Origin of the sequence: Campylobacter concisus (genome assembly GCF_902460845.1) — a bacterium.
Classification (GTDB): Bacteria; Campylobacterota; Campylobacteria; order Campylobacterales; family Campylobacteraceae; genus Campylobacter_A; species Campylobacter_A concisus_X.
On sequence record NZ_CABPVS010000006.1, the window covers coordinates 26,055 to 44,273 of the forward strand.

Annotated in this window: 20 protein-coding genes; 8 read left to right on the forward strand and 12 right to left on the reverse strand. The window is 39.1% G+C overall.

Features of this window, described 5'->3' with window-relative positions:
• The first annotated feature begins 110 nt into the window (after positions 1–110).
• From alaS to F3H00_RS10640, 7 genes are all read left to right on the forward strand, one after another.
• The gene (gene alaS, locus F3H00_RS08490; RefSeq protein ID WP_148800218.1) at positions 111–2,669 is read left to right on the forward strand and encodes an alanine--tRNA ligase; all 2,559 of its coding nucleotides are present in this window, start codon (positions 111–113) and stop codon (positions 2,667–2,669) included.
• Complete coding sequence (locus F3H00_RS08495) at positions 2,666–3,166, forward strand: 3-isopropylmalate dehydratase (protein WP_148800220.1); 501 nt, start codon at positions 2,666–2,668, stop codon at positions 3,164–3,166. Before alaS ends, F3H00_RS08495 begins: the two co-directional genes overlap by 4 nt.
• Positions 3,163–3,705 (forward strand): septum formation inhibitor Maf, encoded by a 543-nt coding sequence (gene maf, locus F3H00_RS08500; protein WP_149703812.1) that lies wholly within the window; start codon positions 3,163–3,165, stop codon positions 3,703–3,705. Before F3H00_RS08495 ends, maf begins: the two co-directional genes overlap by 4 nt.
• Positions 3,702–5,630: a transglycosylase domain-containing protein gene (locus F3H00_RS08505; RefSeq protein ID WP_148800224.1), complete on the forward strand. Its 1,929-nt coding sequence runs from the start codon at positions 3,702–3,704 to the stop codon at positions 5,628–5,630. Before maf ends, F3H00_RS08505 begins: the two co-directional genes overlap by 4 nt.
• A gap of 9 nt (positions 5,631–5,639) precedes the next feature.
• Complete coding sequence (locus tag F3H00_RS08510) at positions 5,640–5,927, forward strand: ComEA family DNA-binding protein (protein WP_148800226.1); 288 nt, start codon at positions 5,640–5,642, stop codon at positions 5,925–5,927.
• A 155-nt stretch (positions 5,928–6,082) separates the two neighbouring features.
• On the forward strand, positions 6,083–6,520 hold the full coding sequence (locus tag F3H00_RS10635) for a sulfatase-like hydrolase/transferase (protein WP_223155688.1): 438 nt from the start codon (positions 6,083–6,085) through the stop codon (positions 6,518–6,520).
• Complete coding sequence (locus tag F3H00_RS10640) at positions 6,462–7,094, forward strand: phosphoethanolamine transferase (RefSeq protein ID WP_223155274.1); 633 nt, start codon at positions 6,462–6,464, stop codon at positions 7,092–7,094. The genes F3H00_RS10635 and F3H00_RS10640 overlap by 59 nt, the downstream gene beginning before the upstream one ends.
• Positions 7,095–7,135: 41 nt before the next feature.
• On the opposite strand, the gene glyS is transcribed toward F3H00_RS10640, so the two are convergent.
• The 12 genes from glyS to F3H00_RS08575 form a co-directional block, all read right to left on the reverse strand.
• Positions 7,136–9,154 carry a glycine--tRNA ligase subunit beta gene (gene glyS / locus F3H00_RS08520; RefSeq protein ID WP_148800228.1) on the reverse strand — a complete coding sequence of 673 codons (2,019 nt, stop codon included), beginning with the start codon at positions 9,152–9,154 and terminating at the stop codon, positions 7,136–7,138.
• Positions 9,155–9,306: 152 nt separating this feature from the next.
• A complete protein-coding gene (locus tag F3H00_RS08525; protein WP_149703813.1) occupies positions 9,307–10,710 on the reverse strand; it encodes an endonuclease/exonuclease/phosphatase family protein in 1,404 nt (467 codons plus the stop codon).
• Entirely contained in the window at positions 10,707–11,186 is a 480-nt protein-coding gene (locus F3H00_RS08530; protein WP_085658320.1) for a tRNA (cytidine(34)-2'-O)-methyltransferase, read from the reverse strand. The genes F3H00_RS08525 and F3H00_RS08530 overlap by 4 nt, the downstream gene beginning before the upstream one ends.
• Positions 11,187–11,259: 73 nt before the next feature.
• The gene (locus tag F3H00_RS08535; RefSeq protein WP_148800232.1) at positions 11,260–12,447 is read right to left on the reverse strand and encodes a tRNA nucleotidyltransferase/poly(A) polymerase-related protein; all 1,188 of its coding nucleotides are present in this window, start codon (positions 12,445–12,447) and stop codon (positions 11,260–11,262) included.
• Positions 12,407–12,823, reverse strand: coding sequence for a CiaD-like domain-containing protein (locus tag F3H00_RS08540; RefSeq protein ID WP_148800233.1), 417 nt, complete (start codon positions 12,821–12,823; stop codon positions 12,407–12,409). The genes F3H00_RS08535 and F3H00_RS08540 overlap by 41 nt, the downstream gene beginning before the upstream one ends.
• Positions 12,820–13,065 (reverse strand): hypothetical protein, encoded by a 246-nt coding sequence (locus F3H00_RS08545; RefSeq protein ID WP_148800235.1) that lies wholly within the window; start codon positions 13,063–13,065, stop codon positions 12,820–12,822. Before F3H00_RS08545 ends, F3H00_RS08540 begins: the two co-directional genes overlap by 4 nt.
• Positions 13,062–14,129: a 3-isopropylmalate dehydrogenase gene (gene leuB, locus F3H00_RS08550; RefSeq protein ID WP_148800237.1), complete on the reverse strand. Its 1,068-nt coding sequence runs from the start codon at positions 14,127–14,129 to the stop codon at positions 13,062–13,064. Before leuB ends, F3H00_RS08545 begins: the two co-directional genes overlap by 4 nt.
• A gap of 3 nt (positions 14,130–14,132) precedes the next feature.
• Positions 14,133–14,612, reverse strand: a complete 480-nt coding sequence (locus tag F3H00_RS08555) for a 3-isopropylmalate dehydratase small subunit (protein ID WP_148800239.1) — start codon at positions 14,610–14,612, stop codon at positions 14,133–14,135.
• Positions 14,613–14,735: 123 nt separating this feature from the next.
• Positions 14,736–14,918, reverse strand: coding sequence for a YgaP family membrane protein (locus F3H00_RS08560; RefSeq protein ID WP_072594653.1), 183 nt, complete (start codon positions 14,916–14,918; stop codon positions 14,736–14,738).
• A 7-nt stretch (positions 14,919–14,925) separates the two neighbouring features.
• Positions 14,926–15,087: a YgaP family membrane protein gene (locus F3H00_RS08565; protein ID WP_021091464.1), complete on the reverse strand. Its 162-nt coding sequence runs from the start codon at positions 15,085–15,087 to the stop codon at positions 14,926–14,928.
• A gap of 10 nt (positions 15,088–15,097) precedes the next feature.
• Positions 15,098–16,435: an NAD(P)/FAD-dependent oxidoreductase gene (locus tag F3H00_RS08570; RefSeq protein ID WP_148800241.1), complete on the reverse strand. Its 1,338-nt coding sequence runs from the start codon at positions 16,433–16,435 to the stop codon at positions 15,098–15,100.
• Between the two features lie 84 nt (positions 16,436–16,519).
• Positions 16,520–17,164 (reverse strand): Crp/Fnr family transcriptional regulator, encoded by a 645-nt coding sequence (locus tag F3H00_RS08575; protein ID WP_148800243.1) that lies wholly within the window; start codon positions 17,162–17,164, stop codon positions 16,520–16,522.
• A gap of 83 nt (positions 17,165–17,247) precedes the next feature.
• On the opposite strand from F3H00_RS08575, the gene F3H00_RS08580 reads away from it, so the two are divergent.
• Positions 17,248–18,207: an SLAC1 anion channel family protein gene (locus F3H00_RS08580; protein WP_148800245.1), complete on the forward strand. Its 960-nt coding sequence runs from the start codon at positions 17,248–17,250 to the stop codon at positions 18,205–18,207.
• Positions 18,208–18,219: the final 12 nt, after the last annotated feature.

Below are 18,219 nucleotides of genomic sequence, written 5' to 3' on the forward strand. Positions count from 1 at the left end.
AAATAAATTTATAAAATATATTAAGCAAAAATTAATTTTGTATTTTTTTATAAATTTACAAACGATTTTTAGCTAAAATCGAGCAAAATTTAAAACTAACGAGGATAAAAATGCAAAATTTAGATATAAGAAAGGCATATCTTGATTTTTTTAAATCAAAAGGTCACGAAGTCGTAGCTTCAGCGCCACTCGTGCCAAACGATGCAACACTACTTTTCACAAACGCTGGCATGGTGCCGTTTAAGAGTATTTTCACAGGCGAAGTGCCACGCCCAACGCCACCTATTCGCACTAGCTGTCAGACCTGCATAAGAGCTGGTGGTAAGCACAACGACCTTGATAATGTCGGCTACACAGCGCGCCATCACACATTTTTTGAGATGCTGGGCAACTTTAGCTTTGGCGAATACTTCAAAAAAGAGGCGATCTCTTACGCTTGGGAATTTGTAACAGAAGTACTAAAACTGCCAAAAGATAAGCTTTATGTAACCGTTCACGAAAGCGACGATGAAGCATTTGAAATTTGGAGCACTCACATCGCAAAAGAGAGAATTTACCGCTTTGGCGATCACGATAACTTCTGGCAAATGGGAGATACTGGACCATGTGGCCCTTGCAGTGAAATTTTTTACGATCAAGGTGCTGAGCACTTTAATACGCCTGAGGACTACATGGGCGGCGATGGCGATAGATTTTTAGAGATCTGGAACCTTGTTTTCATGCAGTATGAAAGAAGCGCCGATGGCAAACTAAGCCCACTACCAAAGCCAAGTATTGATACTGGCATGGGACTTGAGCGCGTTACTGCTATCTTGCAAGGTAAATTTAGCAACTACGACAGCACACTTTTTATGCCACTAATTAACGAAGTAGCAAAGCTTTGTGGCAAGCCATACGTCTATGAAAGTGGCGCTAGCTACCGCGTCATAAGCGATCACATCCGCTCAGTCACATTTTTGCTAGCTCAGGGCACGACATTTGATAAAGAAGGCCGTGGCTACGTGCTTCGCCGCATCTTACGCCGTGCGATCCGTCATGGATACTTGCTAGGCATAAAAGAGCCATTTATGTATAAGCTTGTTGATAAAGTTTGCGAGCTTATGGGCGAGCACTACACCTATTTAAATGAGAAAAAAGCGGCTGTAAAAGAGCAGATCAAGCTTGAAGAAGAGAGATTTTTGGCGACAATCGCTAGTGGCTTGGAGCTATTTGAGAGCGAGCTTAAAAATACAAAAGAAATTTTTAGCGGAGAGGCTGCGTTTAAGCTTTATGATACATTTGGCTTTCCGCTTGATCTAACAGCTGATATGCTTAGAGAAAAGGGCCTAAAAGTCGATGAGGCAAGGTTTGATGAGCTTATGAGTGAGCAAAAAGCACGTGCAAAAGCTGCCTGGAAAGGCAGTGGCGACAAGAGCGCGAAGGGCGACTTTAAAGAGCTACTTGAAAAATTTGGCGAGAATAAATTTATAGGCTACGAAGAGCTTAAGAGTAAAAGTAAAATTTTAGCCCTACTTGATGAAGAATTTAAAAATGTAGATAGCCTGGACGCTGGCAAAGAGGGCTGGGTGATGTTTGACGTCACTCCATTTTATGCTCAAAGTGGCGGCCAGTGCGGTGATAGCGGTAAGATAGTAGGCAAAGCAAATGTGCTTGATACGCAAAAATTCCACGGGCTAAATTTATCTTTAGTAAAAACTAATACGGCGCTAAAGGTTGGCGACGAAGTAGAGCTTGAAGTGGGCAGCGACAGGGCAGAGACTGCGCGTCATCACAGCGCTACACACTTGCTTCACGCAGCCCTTAGAAGCGTGCTTGGCACACACATCGCTCAAGCTGGCTCAAACGTCGAGGCAGATAGACTAAGGTTTGACTTCTCACATCCAAAGGCACTTACTAGCGAAGAAATTTCAAAGATCGAAAACCTTGTAAATGAGTGGATCTTAGACGGTGCAAATGCAAAAACGCAGGTTATGAAGCTTGAAGATGCTAAAAATAGCGGAGCTATCGCACTATTTAATGAAAAATACGCTGATGATGTGAGAGTCGTTAGCTTTGGCAATGTCAGCAAAGAGCTTTGTGGTGGTACACACGTTAAAAATATAGATGAGATCGGATCATTTTTCATCACAAAAGAGAGTGGCGTAAGTGCTGGCGTTAGGCGTATAGAGGCTGTTTGCTCAAGGGCTGCGCTAAATTTAGTAAGATCATTTAGAGCTGAGCTTGATGAGCTAAAAGATGAGTTAAAGAGCACTGAGCCACTAAATGCGGTCAAAAAGCTAAAAAATGAACTAAGAGCTTTAAAAGACAAACTAAAAAATGCCAAAAATTCTCATGAGCTAGTCTATTTAGATATAGATAAAACCAAACTTTGCGTCACAAGCGTAGATGGTGGAGATATAAAAACTTTGATAGATGAGTTTAAAAATGAGCATGAAAGTGCTGCTATTTTGCTAATCCAAGCTGATGAGAGTGGCAAAATTTCTCTTGCAGCTGGAGTCAAAAATGCTCCACTAAAAGCTGGTGCTTGGGTAAAATTTGCAGCGCAAATCCTAGGTGGCAATGGCGGTGGCAAAGATGACTTTGCAACAGCCGGTGGCAAAGATGCATCGATGATAGAAGATGCGATAAAAGACTCACTTGAGTACGCAAGGCAAGCCTTAGAAAAATGAGTCATTACGATATAGCTTTTATAAAATTTGACCAAGTAGTACTATTTTTGCATGTATGTTTTGTAGCTCTTTTTGTGGGGCTACAAGCCGGTCTTGTGCTTGTTGGAAGTTACTTTATAAAAAATAAATTTGAAGACAAGGAACGCTATCACATCTTACTTCACATTATAAGACGCTTTGGCATTGCGATTTTCATACTAATCCTTTGCGTGATAGCGACAAGTATATTTATAATTTTTGGATTTTATGATGCAAATTTGACAAATCCTATGGCAAGTGCAATGGTGGCAACAAAATGCGCAATAGAACTATTTTTGCTATTAAATTTAAGTTATATATTTTATAGATACAAAAAGGCCTTAAAAGCACTAAGATCGCATGAAATGATCGAGCTAAACGAGAGTTTGATCGTTATAATTTATTACTTTACGCCACTAAATTTATTAGCTTCTCTAGCAGCTATTTATCTTGGTATAAGCTATAAGGTATTTTTATGATAACACTCGCTTCAAGCTCGCCAACAAGGGCAAATTTATTAAAAGAGGCTGGCATAAATTTCACTCAAATTTCTTTCCAGTTTGACGAGAGTAAGATAGAAAAGAACGTAAAGCCTGAAATTTATGTCCAAAATGTCGTAAAAGCTAAAAAAGAGCAATTTTTAAAAGAAAATATAGGTCTTAAAAATTTGCTCTTTGCAGATAGCTGTGTGGCGTGTGGAGATAAAATTTTAGGTAAAGCAAAGGATGAAAAAGAAGCGATTGCCATGCTAAATTTACAAAGTGGCAACGAATGCAGCGTCTATACGGCAATGATATTTTTAGGCGAATTTGAGCTTATAAACGTAAGTAGGACTACGTATAAATTTAAAAAATTTGACGAGCATGACCTTAATGAATACATAAAAAATAATGAGTGGCAAGGCAAGGCTGGAGCCATGACGATAGAAAATTTTAATAGGAAATATATCATCTCCCAACACGGCGAAACTAGCACCGCCATGGGGCTAAATTTAAAAATATTAAAGGCATTTTTATGAAATATATCTTGGCATTTATCTTTATAGTTGCCATTTCGCTTGGCGGAGCATTTTTATATTTTTATTCACAAGTTAGATTTGATGCTTACGCTATTATTGATTATAAACCAAAGCTTACAACACAAATTTTTGATAGAAACAACGAACTCATTGCAAATATCTTTGAAGAAAATAGAATTTACGTAAAGTATAACGACATCCCGCCGCGTGTCATCGAAGCGCTCGTAGCTATCGAGGACACAAGCTACTTTGAGCATGGTGGCATAAATATAGAAGCCATGGCAAGGGCTGCCATAAAAGATATTAAAGCTAGAAAGCTAGTAGAGGGAGCTTCAACACTAACACAACAGCTCATTAAAAATTTGGCTCTAAGCCGTGAGAAGAAATTTACAAGAAAGATAAAAGAAATTGTGCTTGCCATGAAGCTTGAAAGCGAGCTTAGCAAAGAAAATATCATCGAAAGATACCTAAATCACGTCTATTTTGGACATGGCTACTACGGCATAAAAACAGCAGCTGAGGGATATTTTAGAAAAGAGCTAAATGAGCTAAGCATAAAAGAGGTTGCTATGCTAGTTGGCTTGCCAAAGGCTCCAAGCACTTATGATCCTACAAAGCACCTTGACCTATCACTTAGCCGTGCAAATAGAGTACTTGAGAGAATGTATAGCATCGGCTGGCTAAACGAGGATGAGTACCGCAAGGGCGTGCTTGAAGAGCCAGCAGTCTTTGACGATACACTCACAAGAAATAAAGCTCCTTACGTAGTCGATGAGATAATAAAAGAGGCCTCAAAGAAATTTGACGATATAAAAACTGGTGGTTATAAGATACAAAGCACAGTTGATCTAAATGTTCAAAAGATCGCTCAAGAAGCTCTAGTTTATGGCTACAATGAAATTTTAAAGCGCGATAAAAAAGCAAATGCAGAAATCCTAAATGGAGCTATAGTAGTCACTCATCCACAAAGTGGTCAAATTTTGGCACTAATTGGCGGTATTGACTACACAAAAAGCAGTTATAACCGTGCCACTCAAAGCAAGCGCCAGCCAGGATCTAGCTTTAAGCCATTTATCTATCAAATAGCACTTGATAATGGCTACTCAGTCGTCTCTCAAGTGGCTGATATCGCCAGGACATTTGATATGGGAAATGGCAAAGAGTGGACACCAAAGAATTATAGTGGCGGTTTTCAAGGCTATATCACTATAAAATCAGCCATAACCCAGTCGCGTAACCTCGCAACCATAAATTTGCTAAACGATCTTGGCCTTAGCTCGGTTCGTAAACAGCTTACGGATATGGGCTTTAACGATATCCCAGAAAATTTATCTATCGCACTTGGAAGCTTTGGGATTTCACCGCTTGACTTTGCAAAATTTTACTCGATGTTTCCAAATGAGGGCGAGATGGTTGAGCCAACACTTATTAAGCATATAGAAAATAGCTTTGGGGCCTCGATGGATTATGAACCACAAAGAAAGCAAGTGCTAAAACCAGAACAAGCATTTTTGATGACGACACTTCTTCAAAATGTCGTAAATAACGGTACTGGACGCAACGCTAAAATAAATGGCATCCAAATAGCAGGCAAAACCGGCACAACAAACAATAACATCGATGCTTGGTTTTGTGGCTACTCGCCCGATATCGAAGCGATAATCTGGTACGGAAATGACGACAACAGCCCTATGAAAAAGATTGAAGGCGGTGGTAGAACAGCCGCACCTGTGTTTAAGAAATTTATGGAAGGCTACATTAAGCTTTATCCTACTTTAAGACGTGCATTTGAGCAGCCAGATGGTGTTTATAAAGGCTATTATGGTGGCAGTGACGAATACTACACAAACGACTCACCACTACCTCAAAATATACCGGCAAATGACATCATACAAGATCAAGAAAATGATGGATTATTATTCTAGGAAGATAAGATGAGGATTAAAATTTTACTTTGTTTAGTAGTCGCAAGTATTGCATATGGCGCCAATCTAAATACAGCCAGCAAAAACGAGTTAATGGGGCTTGGGCTAAGTAAAGGCCAAGCGTTAAACATTATAAAATACAGAAAAGCCCATAAATTTAAAAGCATCGATGAACTTGAAAAAGTCCAAGGTATTGGCTTTAACGATATGCAAAAAGTTAAAGAAAAACTTAGCATAAAAGAGAACGCAAAAGTCAAAAAAGCTGAAGCAAAAAACTCCAAAGGCAAGAAAAAATAATCTTATTTTTTATTTGAAATTTCTAGCCATTTACATTTGAGTCCTATTATTATGGCTTTTTATAAAATAATCCACTCTTTTTTCTATACTCTTTTTCTTATATTTGCAATTATTTTTATCTTATTTTTAGAGAACATTCGAATTTAAGAACCGCATTGCTCCCATACTATCCCATCTACTCAGCTATAAAACTAGCAAAATCGATCACACAAAAACCACTACCTTTTACCTATGTAGCAGATGATGCGGTACTAACTAATGGTAAAAAGAAAATTTTAGTTTTGATAGTTGGCGAGACGCAAAGAAGCAGAAACTACTCACTAAATGGCTACGCCAAAAACGATACGAATAAATTTACTAAACAAAAAGGTGTGGTAAGTTTTACAAATTTCTACTCATGTGGAACAGCCACAGAGACTAGTGTACCTTGCCTATTTTCAAACTTAAAGCGAGAAAATTTTAGCAACCGCGAAGCAAAAGCTCGTGAAAATTTAGTTGATATCATCAATAAGCTTGGTATAAAAACATACTTTTTTGACAACAATAGTGGCGGTTGCGAAAAAAATAGAAGTAGTGGTTTGCGACAATCTTGATCAAAACCATACTTCAGATCATCGAGTAGAAGGTTTTGACGAAGTGATATTTAATGAGGCCAAAAAGGTCATCAAAGATGCAAATTCCACCACCTTTATCGTGCTACATCTTCAAGGCTCGCATGGCCCTATCTACTACAAAGGCTACCCAAGCAAATTTAAAGAATTTACCCCAACATGCGACACCGCCGAGCTAAATAAATGCACACCAGATGAGATAGCAAATACCTACGACAACACTATTTTATATGAGGACTATCTACAAAGTGAGCTGATAAACGCCCTTGAAGCAAGAAAAGATGAATTTGAAGTCACTATGTTCTTTTTCTCAGATCACGGGGAGAGCCTAGGCGAAAATGGCATATATTTACATGGTCTGCCTTATTCCATCGCTCCAGATGAGCAAAAACACATCCCAGCCATCGTCTTTTCAAGCGATAGTGAGCTTTTAAAAAGGCTAAAAACCAGGAGAGATGAGGGCCTTTCACATGATTTTATATTTAGCTCAATTCTTGGATATTTTGGAATAAAAACTAAGGTCTATGAGCCAGAATTTGATATTTTTAGGAAGTAAATTTAAAGCCAGCCTAGGCAAAGCCTAAAGCTGGCGCAAGCTTAAAAGCTGATCTCTTTTATATCAGCTACTTTTAGTATCTCACTATAAATTTGACCGATTATTGCGACGCGGTTGTTTCGCACTTTCTCGTTTTCAACGTTTATCATAACTTTGTCAAAAAACTCATCGATCTGTGGTTTTAGAGCAAATAGCGCTTTTAGCCTTGGCTCATACGCTAGGCGCTTATCGACCGCTTTAAATGCATCATTTAGGGCTTTTTCAGCATCTATCTCAAAGAGGTTCTCATCAACCTTGCTAAATTTATCATCTTTTATAATGTTTGCAAGGCGCTTAAATGTAGAGAAATTCTCTCTAAAGCTTGGCTCGCTAGAAATTTTAGCAAGTGCTTCTATCATCTTTGTTAGCTCCAAGATATCCTTTTCGCCGCTTTTTATGCACGCTTTTACGATAGAAGCGTTTGCGTCAAAGAAGGTGTAAAGTCTATCAAGGATGAAATTTATAAGCACTTCAACGTCAAATTTCTTATAATCTTTTGCGATATCTTCTAAAATTTCTTTTACATTAAATTTCAAATTATGTGCCAAAACGATCTTTATCACGCCATTTGCTGCACGCCTTAGAGCGTATGGATCTTTGGTGCCACTTGGGATTTTGCCGATACTAAAGAGTCCCATTAAAGTATCAAGCTTATTTGAAAGCGCTACAACAGAGCTAAATACCTTGCTTGGGCACTCTGCCTCTTCACCATCTGGCAGATACTGCTCTTTTATGGCCAAAATGATGTTTTCATCCTCTTTTTTAGCCTTTGCGTAGTAAGCGCCCATGATGCCTTGAAGCTCGGTAAATTCATAAACCATCTGCGTTGTAAGATCGGCCTTGCTTAGCATTACAGCTCGTTCAAGCTTTGCTCCATACTCGCCAGCTTCTTTTTTGAGTAGCTCGTCATAGTTGCTAGCAAGCTTTTTAGCCACTTGTAGCTCTCTAAGCTCTTTTTCGTAGATACTTCCAAGCTCTTTTAGGTAAGTTATATTTTTTAGTTTTTCTGGGCCAAATTCGTGCGCTAGGTCGCTTTGCCAAAAGAACATCGCATCACTCAGCCTTGCTCTTAGCACCTTTTCATTGCCTTTGATGATGAGTGAATAGTCCTGCGTTATGGCGTTGCTAACAACCACAAAGCCATTTGCAAGCTTATCATCTTTAAAGACTGGGAAATAGCGTTGATTTTCTTTCATCGAAGTGATGATGACCTCGCTTGGCACCTCTAAAAATTCCACTTCAAATGAGCCAAGAAGCGCTGTTGGGTACTCGGTAATCGCCACGACTTCAGCTAGAAGTTCTCTATCTATCTCGATCTTTAGCCCACTTTTTTGACTGATCTTTTCAAACTCATTAAGGATTATTTTTTCTCTCTCGGCAGCTTCAAGCACAACACCACGAGCCCTTGAGCCTTCAAAATACTCTTTTATATTTGAAATTTTTATCTTGTCGTAGCTGATGCTTCTATGTGGATATGTAGAGTCACCACTTGCTACGCCAAATTTATCAAATTTAATGACCTCATCGCCAAGCAAACACAAAAACGATCTTATCGGGCGGATAAACTCGAACTCTCCGTTGCCCCAGCGCATAGACTTGCCAAAGTTAAGACTCTTTAAAAACTCCTCAACTATATCGCCCATTATCTTAGCGACTGGCTCGCCCTTTACCTCTTTTTCGTAGTAGAGCACCTCTTTGCCGTCTATCTCTTTAAATTTAAGCTCACTCTCATCTATGCCACATTTATTTGCAAAGCTAAGTGCTGCCTTTGTAAATGCTCCGTCTTTTAGTGCCACTTGCTTTGGCGCACCGATAAAGCTAGCTACGCTGTCAGGCTGAGATTGTGGAAATTTCTCATGAAAAAAGACCAAACGACGCGGTGTATAATAAAATTTAAAAGGGCTTACAAGATTATATTTTTCAAGTACAGCCTGCCATTTAGTATTGATATTTGGCAGCTCCCTTAAAAACGGTATCGCTGGAAGCTCCTCAACTCCGATTTCTAATAATAACTCTTTCATATTTCACTCTTTTTATTAAAATTTTCTCTTTTTTCTCTTACCATTTTTCTTACTCTCTCCTTCTCCTGCGACTGTAAAATGACGCCTCTTATCATAAAAATAAGAAATAAAACAAACGCCGTAATCATAAAAATATCTAAAATTTGCACTCTCTACTCCACAACGATTTGGTTTTCTCTCTTATAAATTTTAACTCTCGCGTTTTCAAAACTATACTCACCATCTTTTAGCTTTTTCTTGCTATAAACCCTGATCTTACCGTATGGTGTATGCAGGTAGCCTCTCTCAAGCCTGCCCGAAATTTTAGCAAAGACATCGCCACTTCTAGCTTCACTTAGTTGCGATGCATCTAGTAAATTTTCGCTAATATCTTTTGTGCCATGCTCATTTATGATCTCATAAGAGCTGACTTCAAGCGCATCTTTATAAATTTTCATTCGTCTTACTAAAACATCTAGCTCCTCGCCTACAATAACACTATTTTTAGGATCATAGACATAAATTCCGCGGTGATTTTTCGAGATAATAAAGCCATGCTTATCTTTTAAGATAACAACCACTTTTTCAATCACTGCTGGCACTGCCTCTGGGTGATCAAAAAGCGTATCCACATCAGCCGTCTTATAGTTTTGTTCGCTTGTTTTTTTATTGGCTTTGTTTTCATCTTTTTTAAAAATTTTACTCACAAAGCCCTTTTTTATTGGACTTGGATCAGTTGAAATTTTAAACTTTAATGCAAAGTGATCCGAGTAAAGGTCGCTCTTTGCAAAGCCTTTTTCATCGACTGCAAAGCTTGGTTTAAAGACTTCAAAACTACCACTAACATAGCTTAGATCGCCATTTTCCATAAAGCTAGGTGAAAGCAAAACATGATCGATCGCTCTTTTTTTGCCATGTACTGCGTGAGAATATCTATCTTTTGGCTCAAGCTCTTTATAAAGATCATAAAAATTTCTCGTTGCGATGATGTCATTTAGGATGGATTTTTGTCCAAAGGGCGAGTTAAAATCACCCAAAATAATTGCATTTTTCTCTTTACCAAGAGCCGTTCTTAACGTTTTTTCAGCCTTTTTTTGCATATTTATGCCATTTTTATAAGTTGGAAAGTGATTTACAAATATGCTAAATTTCTTGCCTTCCTTCTCAAAAACAACCTTTAAAATATTTCTCGTCTTTACGTTTGGAACTTTAAAAATTTCACTGCCACTTGGCTGTAACTTTGAAATAAGCCCAAGCCCAACAGGCGAGTTTTTCTCCTTTGTAAAGCTTATAAATTTATACTCGCTATCACTTACTAGAGCTTTTAAAACCTGTTCATTTTCGATCTCTTGAAGTGCGATAATGTCGGTATTTAGTGCATTTATGACTTGTCTTGTTCTTTGTAGTTTTGAATCAGCCGCCTCGCAGTCCCACTTTGATACGCCTACTTTAAAATCAAGATACTCGCTACCATCATCTTTGCAATCAAATAAATTTTGCACATTATAAGTTGCGATGCTAATTTCACTCGCAAATGCCACTAAAATGGTAAAAAACAAAGCAAAAACTACTCTCAAATCTCACTCCTAAAGTCAAATTCAGTGATATTTTGCCTGATCGCCTCATAAGCGATAATGCCAGCACTCATAGCTAAATTTAAGCTTCTGCCCTCTTTTCCCATTGGTATGGTTATGGCGTTTTTAAAATTTATATCCATAAATTCTCTTGGCAACCCAGTACTCTCGCCACCAAAAAATATAAAATCTCCTGGCTTAAACTCGGCCTCGTAGTAAAGCCTATTTGTCTTTGTGGTAGCAAAGAAAAATCTATCCTTGTGGCTTAAGTTTGCTTCTAAAAATTCTTCCAAACTATCCCAAATTTTTGGATTTAAAATTTTCCAGTAGTCAAGCCCTGCTCGTCTAACAGCCTTTTCACTCAGATCAAACACAGTGGGCTTAACGATATGCAGCTTTAAATTTGCATTAACACACATTCTGCCGATAGCTCCAGTATTTTGCGGTATCTGAGGGTGGACTAGGACTATGTTAAACATAAGCTTTCTTTGCCTTAAAAGTGTTATAAACTAGCCTATTTTAGCCAAAATGGGCTTTTAAGAGTTTTAAAGACTAATCTTTTCTAGGCTTACGCTCGCTTAGATATTTTGAAATTTCAAGCTCTTGCCTACGTTTTATCTCTTTTGCGATCTCTTCGTTTTTAAAACCAGCTGATAAAATTTCTGTCAGATCGACTTTCGCGTCAAATTTTGCCTCATAAATTCCAAGCTTCTTGGCACACTCTATTCGCTCTTTATTATAAGCTCCGAGCCATGATTTTATGGGTATATTTAGAGCTATTTGCATTAGCTCTTTATCGCTTGGCATGTCCTTAAAATAAGGCTGCTTTAAGATAGAAAAGTAGCTTTTTGGTAGACGCATTTTCTCTAAAATTTCTTTTGCATTAGACTCAAATTTGCCAAACAAAAGATACAAAAATAGCCTCTCATCATCCACAAATTCTCTAGCACTCTTAAGATCACTTAAAAACCCATCGTCCATAGAAATTTGCACGCCAAAAATTTCTTTAAAAAGTCCAAGCTCAAAAAAATAGTAAGCTCCTTTTTCTAGATGCTCTGAGCGAAAAAATTTAATAAGCTCAGTATTTATCCTATCTCTGCTTAGATGCTCCAAACTAAGGCTTTTCATAAGAGCTAGCGTCTCATCAGCTATGCTAAAATCAAGCCTAGCGCTAAACTGCACACCACGAAGCACCCTTAGTGGATCTTCTTTAAATTTTTCACTATCAATGTTCCTTAATGTCTTGTTTGCTAGATCTTGCTTCCCGCCGTAAAAGTCTAAAATTTCTCCATTAAAGATATTCATCATCATGGCATTTATCGTAAAATCTCGCCTAAGGCTCGCCATTTTGGGATCGTTAATATAGCTTACTGCAAAGTCTTTGTGTGAATTTCCAGTTTTGCTCTCGCTTCTTGGAAGCCCAATATCGTAGTTTTTGTATTTATAAATGAAGTAGCTTTTACCAACGCCGCTAGCGCCTATGCTAGCCATTAGCTCATTAAATTTAGCGGGCTTTATGTCATAAACCTCGATGTCATAATCGTAAATTTCTCGTCCCAAGAACGCATCTCTCACGCAGCCACCCACAAGATAAACACGTGAAGTAAATGGGGCAAATAGCGATCTAAAAAAGTCTAGCTCGCTATTTTTATAAATTTCATTTTTGATTTTTATCTCATTTTTTGAGCCATCTAATGGCTTATTTTGAGAGATTTTGGAGTCTATTTTCGATATTTGCAAGGGTAAATTCTAAAAATTTTGTCGTTAGATCAAGCCTTGAAGCAAGATTTTGTTCACTAGTTTGTTTAAGCCCTTCAAAAAGCACTTCTATGCGCTCAGCAAGGTTTGCTAAGAAAATTTTCTCTTCGCTCACCTCTCTATTTTTTATTGGACTTACTGGCTCCTCTTTTACCTCAAATGCTTGCTCATTTTGTAAATTTGCCTCAATTTTTAGCTCATTATTTAGCGCATTTTCATTATTCTTTATTGCCAAAAGCTCTTTTTTTAAATTCTCACGCTCAAGCTCTTCTTGCTTTTTACTTTGCAATGCTTCTATTTTCTCAAGCTCGGCACTAACCTCACTGATTGCCATTCTAGCGATATCATCAAGCTTCATAATCTTATCAACCACCTTTTAAATTCATTTATCTCTTCATCACTTTTCATCGCTATAAAAAACTCTTTCATCTGCTCGTTTTTTATCGCTCGCTCTTTACGAAGTCCGCTCAGGCGGTTTATCGCGCTAAGGGCATCTTTGTTTAACGGATCTTGCTTTAAGATATTTTTATAAATTTCAAGTGCGTCATCTTTTAGCCCCTGAGCTTCGTAGATCAGTGCTTCAGTGATTGTGTTTTTCATTTTTTGATAAATCCTGCGATAACATCGCCTATCTCGCTAGTTGAGCAAATTTCAACCGCGTTAAAAGCAGCGATATCTTTTGTTCTATATCCCTTTGCTAGTGCCTCTTTCACAGCATTTTCTATCGCATCTGCGGCTTCATTTTCACTAAATGCGTATCTTAGCATCATAGCTGCACTTAAAATCGTTGCGATTGGATTTGCTATGCCCTGCCCTGCGATATCTGGTGCTGAGCCGTGTATCGGCTCGTAAATTCCAACTTTACCACCCATACTTGCGCTTGGCAAAAGTCCTATCGAGCCACAAACCATGCTAGCCTCATCACTTAAGATGTCGCCGAATAAATTTTCAGTAAGTATGACGTCAAAATTTGCTGGCGCTCTTACTAGCTGCATCGCCGCATTATCCACATACATAAAGCTAAGCTCTACTTCAGGGTATTTTTTAGCCACTTCGCTAGTCACCTCACGCCAAAGCTGACTTGTCTCAAGCACATTTGCCTTATCGACCATGCAGACCTTTTTCTTGCGAAGCATTGCTGTTTCAAAGGCGATCTTTGCGATGCGCTCAATCTCAAATTTAGTATAAACCATCGTATTAAACGCTCTATCTTCGCCTTTTTCACGTGGCTGTCCAAAATAAAGTCCACCTGTTAGCTCACGAACCACGACAAAATCAACGCCTCTTAAAACCTCTGGCTTTAGCGTGCTAGCATCCACTAGCTCATCAAAAACAATGGCTGGACGTAAATTTGCATAAGCTTCAAGCTCTTTTCTAATCTTTAAAAGCCCACTCTCTGGCCTTAGGTGTCTTGGCAAACTATCCCACTTCTCGCCGCCGATCGCTCCAAAAAGCACAGCATCAGAGTTTAGAGCAGAACTAAGCGTTTCATCTGGCAAAGGCACGCCAAATACATCATAAGCTGCACCGCCCATAAGCTTGTAGTCGTACTCAAATTTTATCCCAAACTCAGCGCTAACGACATCTAAAATTTTTATCGCCTCATCTATAATCTCAGGGCCGATGCCATCGCCTTTTATAACACAAATTTTATATTCTCTCATTATTTAATCCAACTTTACTTTTGCGTATTCTATAAGTCCGCCGGCGTTTAAAAGCTCTTGCATAAACGGCGGTATGGGGCTAAATTTATACTTTTTGCCGCTGGTTAAATTTACGATCGCGCCGTTATCTACGTCTATTTTTAGTTCGTCGCCCTCGTTTATTTCGTCCGTTTCTTTAATTTCAAGTATCAAAAGTCCCGTATTAAAGCTATTTCTATAAAAAATTCTCGCATAACTTTTAGCTATCACCGCGCCTATACCGGCGGCTTTAAGCGCGATAGGAGCGTGCTCGCGAGAGCTGCCGCAGCCGAAATTTTCGCCCGCTACGATAATGTCGCCCTTATCTATCTTGGAGCTAAAATTAGGATCGGCGTCCTCCATTATATGTTTTGCTAAGATATTTTCGTCGGAAGTATTTAAGTATCTGGCGGCGATAATTATATCGGTATCGATATTGTCGCCGAATTTCCAAACTTTATTCATCGTTTCGCCTTTTTTAAATTTTCGAGATTTTAGCCAAAAGTAGCTAAATAATTCATCAAACGGCGAATAAAATTTACGGTCTAAGCGGCTAAATAGCGAGGCAAAGGGCGTTAAACGCCCCTTTTATTTTTTTAAATTTAAAGAACACCTGCCTAGGAATTTACACGCCGGACAAAATCCAGTAACACCTACGATAATCGGGATTAACCCGATTAACGCCCAGTAGCTCTCGTAAAAATACCAAACCGCTACCGTAAAAATCAGCCCCAGTACGACCCTAATAATTCTACTTTTCACGCTTACCATAATATTTTTACCTTTTCTTAAAAATTTTATAAAGTGGGCAGTAGCCGTAATATCCCGTTAAAAGCGGAATTAGCCCGACCGTCCATAACCAGCAATCGCAAATAAATCCAAAAATAAAAAACCAAATCGCCGCTATAATCAAACGTATAGTTTTATCTAAAACGCTCATTTTATCTCCTTTAAGCCAAAGCTTTTAGCATTCCGTTCATAACCATAGGTTTAAATCCGTAAATTTTAACCAGCCAACTCATGTAGCTCTCTCTGGTAGCGCCGAAGCACTCTAACGTCGGAGCCGTTCCCTCCCAGTCGAACTCTACCATTATGGCCTTGCCGTATTTGGTGATAAAAGGGCAAGCCGTATATCCCGTAAATTTCTCGCTAGGCTCTCGTCCTTTTATCGTATCGGCTAAATTTTTAGCTAAGATCGGATACATTTTCCTAACGCTAGCCCCCGTTTTGCCGGCCGCAAATCCGCAAATATCGCCGATACCGAATATATTTTTAAATTTTGTACTTTGTAGGCTGTATTTATCGACGGCTAAAAAATTTAGCTTGTCGCCCTCTTTAGTTAGGCCGGCGCGAGCTAAAATTTCGCTTCCTTTTTGCTTAGGCGGCAAGTGAAGCCAGTCGTATTTTACGTCGATTAGCTCGGACGCGATTTTATCTTCGCCGTTTTGCCTGTATGCCGTCCAAAACTCGAAAGTAGCGGTATTTGAGCTTTTATCGACGGCTACGATTTGGTGGCGAAGATTAAATTTTATCTTTCTTTTTATCATTATTTGAGTCATCGCCGCGGCATAAGTCGGATCGCCGAAAAGCTTGCCACCGCCGACGTAAAGATTAATGCTGCCTTTATCGCGGTTGCCGGCCAACCTCAGCCTATCTTCGCTCATGCAAGTTACTTTTTTATTAGCGCCGCTGCATTTCATCGGGGTTTTTTGATCGCAAAATACCGCTGCGCCGCCGTTTTGAGAGAATTTTTTCATCAGCTCGTTGCTTTTTACGGCGCCTTGTAGAGTGTAAACGGAGGATATGTTGCCGCTCGTATCGTTAATATCCTCTAAGCTCAGCCCCTTAACGGCTTCAAAGTCGTATTCCACGCCGCTTGCTACGATTAGATAATCATACCCCAGCTCGCTCCCGTCGTCTAAGACGAGCAGATTGGCTTCGGGCTTTATCTCCGATACGTTTTTGCGTATCCACTCGGCTCCTTGCGGGATATAATCCGCTTTTTCGTAAACGACGTCACTAGCTTCGTAAATTCCGACGGCGATTAGCGTAAAGCCCGGCTGATAGTAAAATTTCTCGTCTTTATCCACGAGAATTACCTTGGCGTTAGGCATATCTCTTCTAAGTTTAGCCGCCAACGCGATACCGCTAAGTCCCGCGCCCATTATGACGATTTTAGAATTTATATCGTCGTTTTCGCTGCCTGTTACCGAGCAACCGCTCATACTCGCAGCTAGTCCCGCAGCCCCCATTAGCTTTAAAGCGTCTCTTCTTTGCAGTCCTTTCATAAATTCTCCTTTAAAACGAGTTTATGAAATGCTACCTAAAAAAGACCGCCCTCTCCGTAACAAAGTTACCTTAAAACGAGAATTTCAAGAAACTAGCCTTATTTCGCCGCGGCTTTGCGTTATTTGCCCGCTTCTCTCAAGCTCTTTAAGCACCCTAGATACCGCTTCTCTAGCGCTTCCTAGATGATTCGCCAGCTCTTCGTGAGTTATTTTTATAAAATTTTCGTTTAGATTTTCGATGCTTTGAGATAAAAAATTCATAATCCGCGCCGAAAGCGGCAAAAACAAAGCCTGCTCCATAACGTTTATCGTTCTGGCAAACCGATCGGCTACGATTTTTAGAGTAAAATTTAAAATACTCGGATATTTTTCTTTAAGAGGTTTGTAAATTCGCGCCGGAATAACGATGATCTCGCTATCTTGCTCGATTTCGACGCTTACCTTATTTTCTAGCGAATTTATAGAACACGTATCGCACAGCACGCAACTCTCGTCTTTAGTTAGCCTAAATATCGTTATTTCCTTTGCGTTAGACGATACGAACGCCCTTAAAACGCCTTTTAGTATAAGGATGAATCCGAAGCAATCGTTTCCGGAGTAAAATATATCGCCCTTTTTTACGGTTTTTAGATATGCGTTATCAAAGATCGCATTTAGATCCTCGCTTGCTAGATCGAAATTATTCGTAAATCTCTCGCGCAAAATTTCTTTTAACTCTTCGCTTAGCATTTTGCCCTTTCGTGACTTCGTTACAAAAATTTAACCTTATTATAGGTAATATTGCATAAAAATTTAATACGAAAAGAAAAACAATGCACGACGTTAAGAAAAACGACCCGCAAAGCAAAATAAAATCGCTTCCGATTATGCTTTTTGCCGGTACTATGGGGCTTGGAGGGCTTTGCGCGGCTTATAAGAAACTAAGCGAAATATTTGATTTACCGAGCGAGATATTCTCGGCGCTTAGAGCGCTAAACTGCACGGTATTTTGCCTGCTTTCGGCGTTTTACCTCTTTAAGCTTTTAAAATTTAAAGAAGAAGTAAAGGCCGAATTTTCGCACCCTATAAGGATAAATTTTTTCGGCGGGTTTATTATTTCGCTTTTTCTTTTAGCTCTAGCCTACAAAGACGCGCCGCGACTATACTACTCGCTTTTTTACGCGGCTTTAGGCTTACAAACGATTTTTACGCTTTACGTAATTTCTTTTTGGATCGACGAAAAATTCGATATCGCGACGCTAAATCCGGCATGGTTTATCCCCGTAGTGGGCAACTTGCTAATCCCGATCATAGCCGAAAAATCTCAAGCGATCTGGTATTATTTTAGTTTGGGGCTATTTTTCTGGATTATTTTATTCGCCGTTATATTTTATAGGTTAGTTTTTTGCGATAAGTTAGCCGATAAATTCGTCCCGACGCTAGTCATTACGCTAGCGCCGCCGGCTATGGCGTTTTTGGGATACGTAAAATTAACCGAGCAATTCGACGCTTTTGCGGCAATACTGCTTAATATAAACGTATTTTTCGCAACGCTTATACTTTTTTCGTATAAAAGATTTATTAAACTCAAATTCGCCCTATCATGGTGGGCTTTTACCTTCCCGACGGCCGCTAGCTCCATAGCATTTTTAAAAGCTTACGAAATTACGCAAAGCGATTTTTACTTAGTTTTAGGAGTCGGCGCTTTTGCAGCTCTAGTCGCTTCGATTTTGATAGTCGGATTTTTAACGGTTAAATCTATAATAAACGGCGAAATTTTTTCAGAAAAATAACCTTAGCTCAAA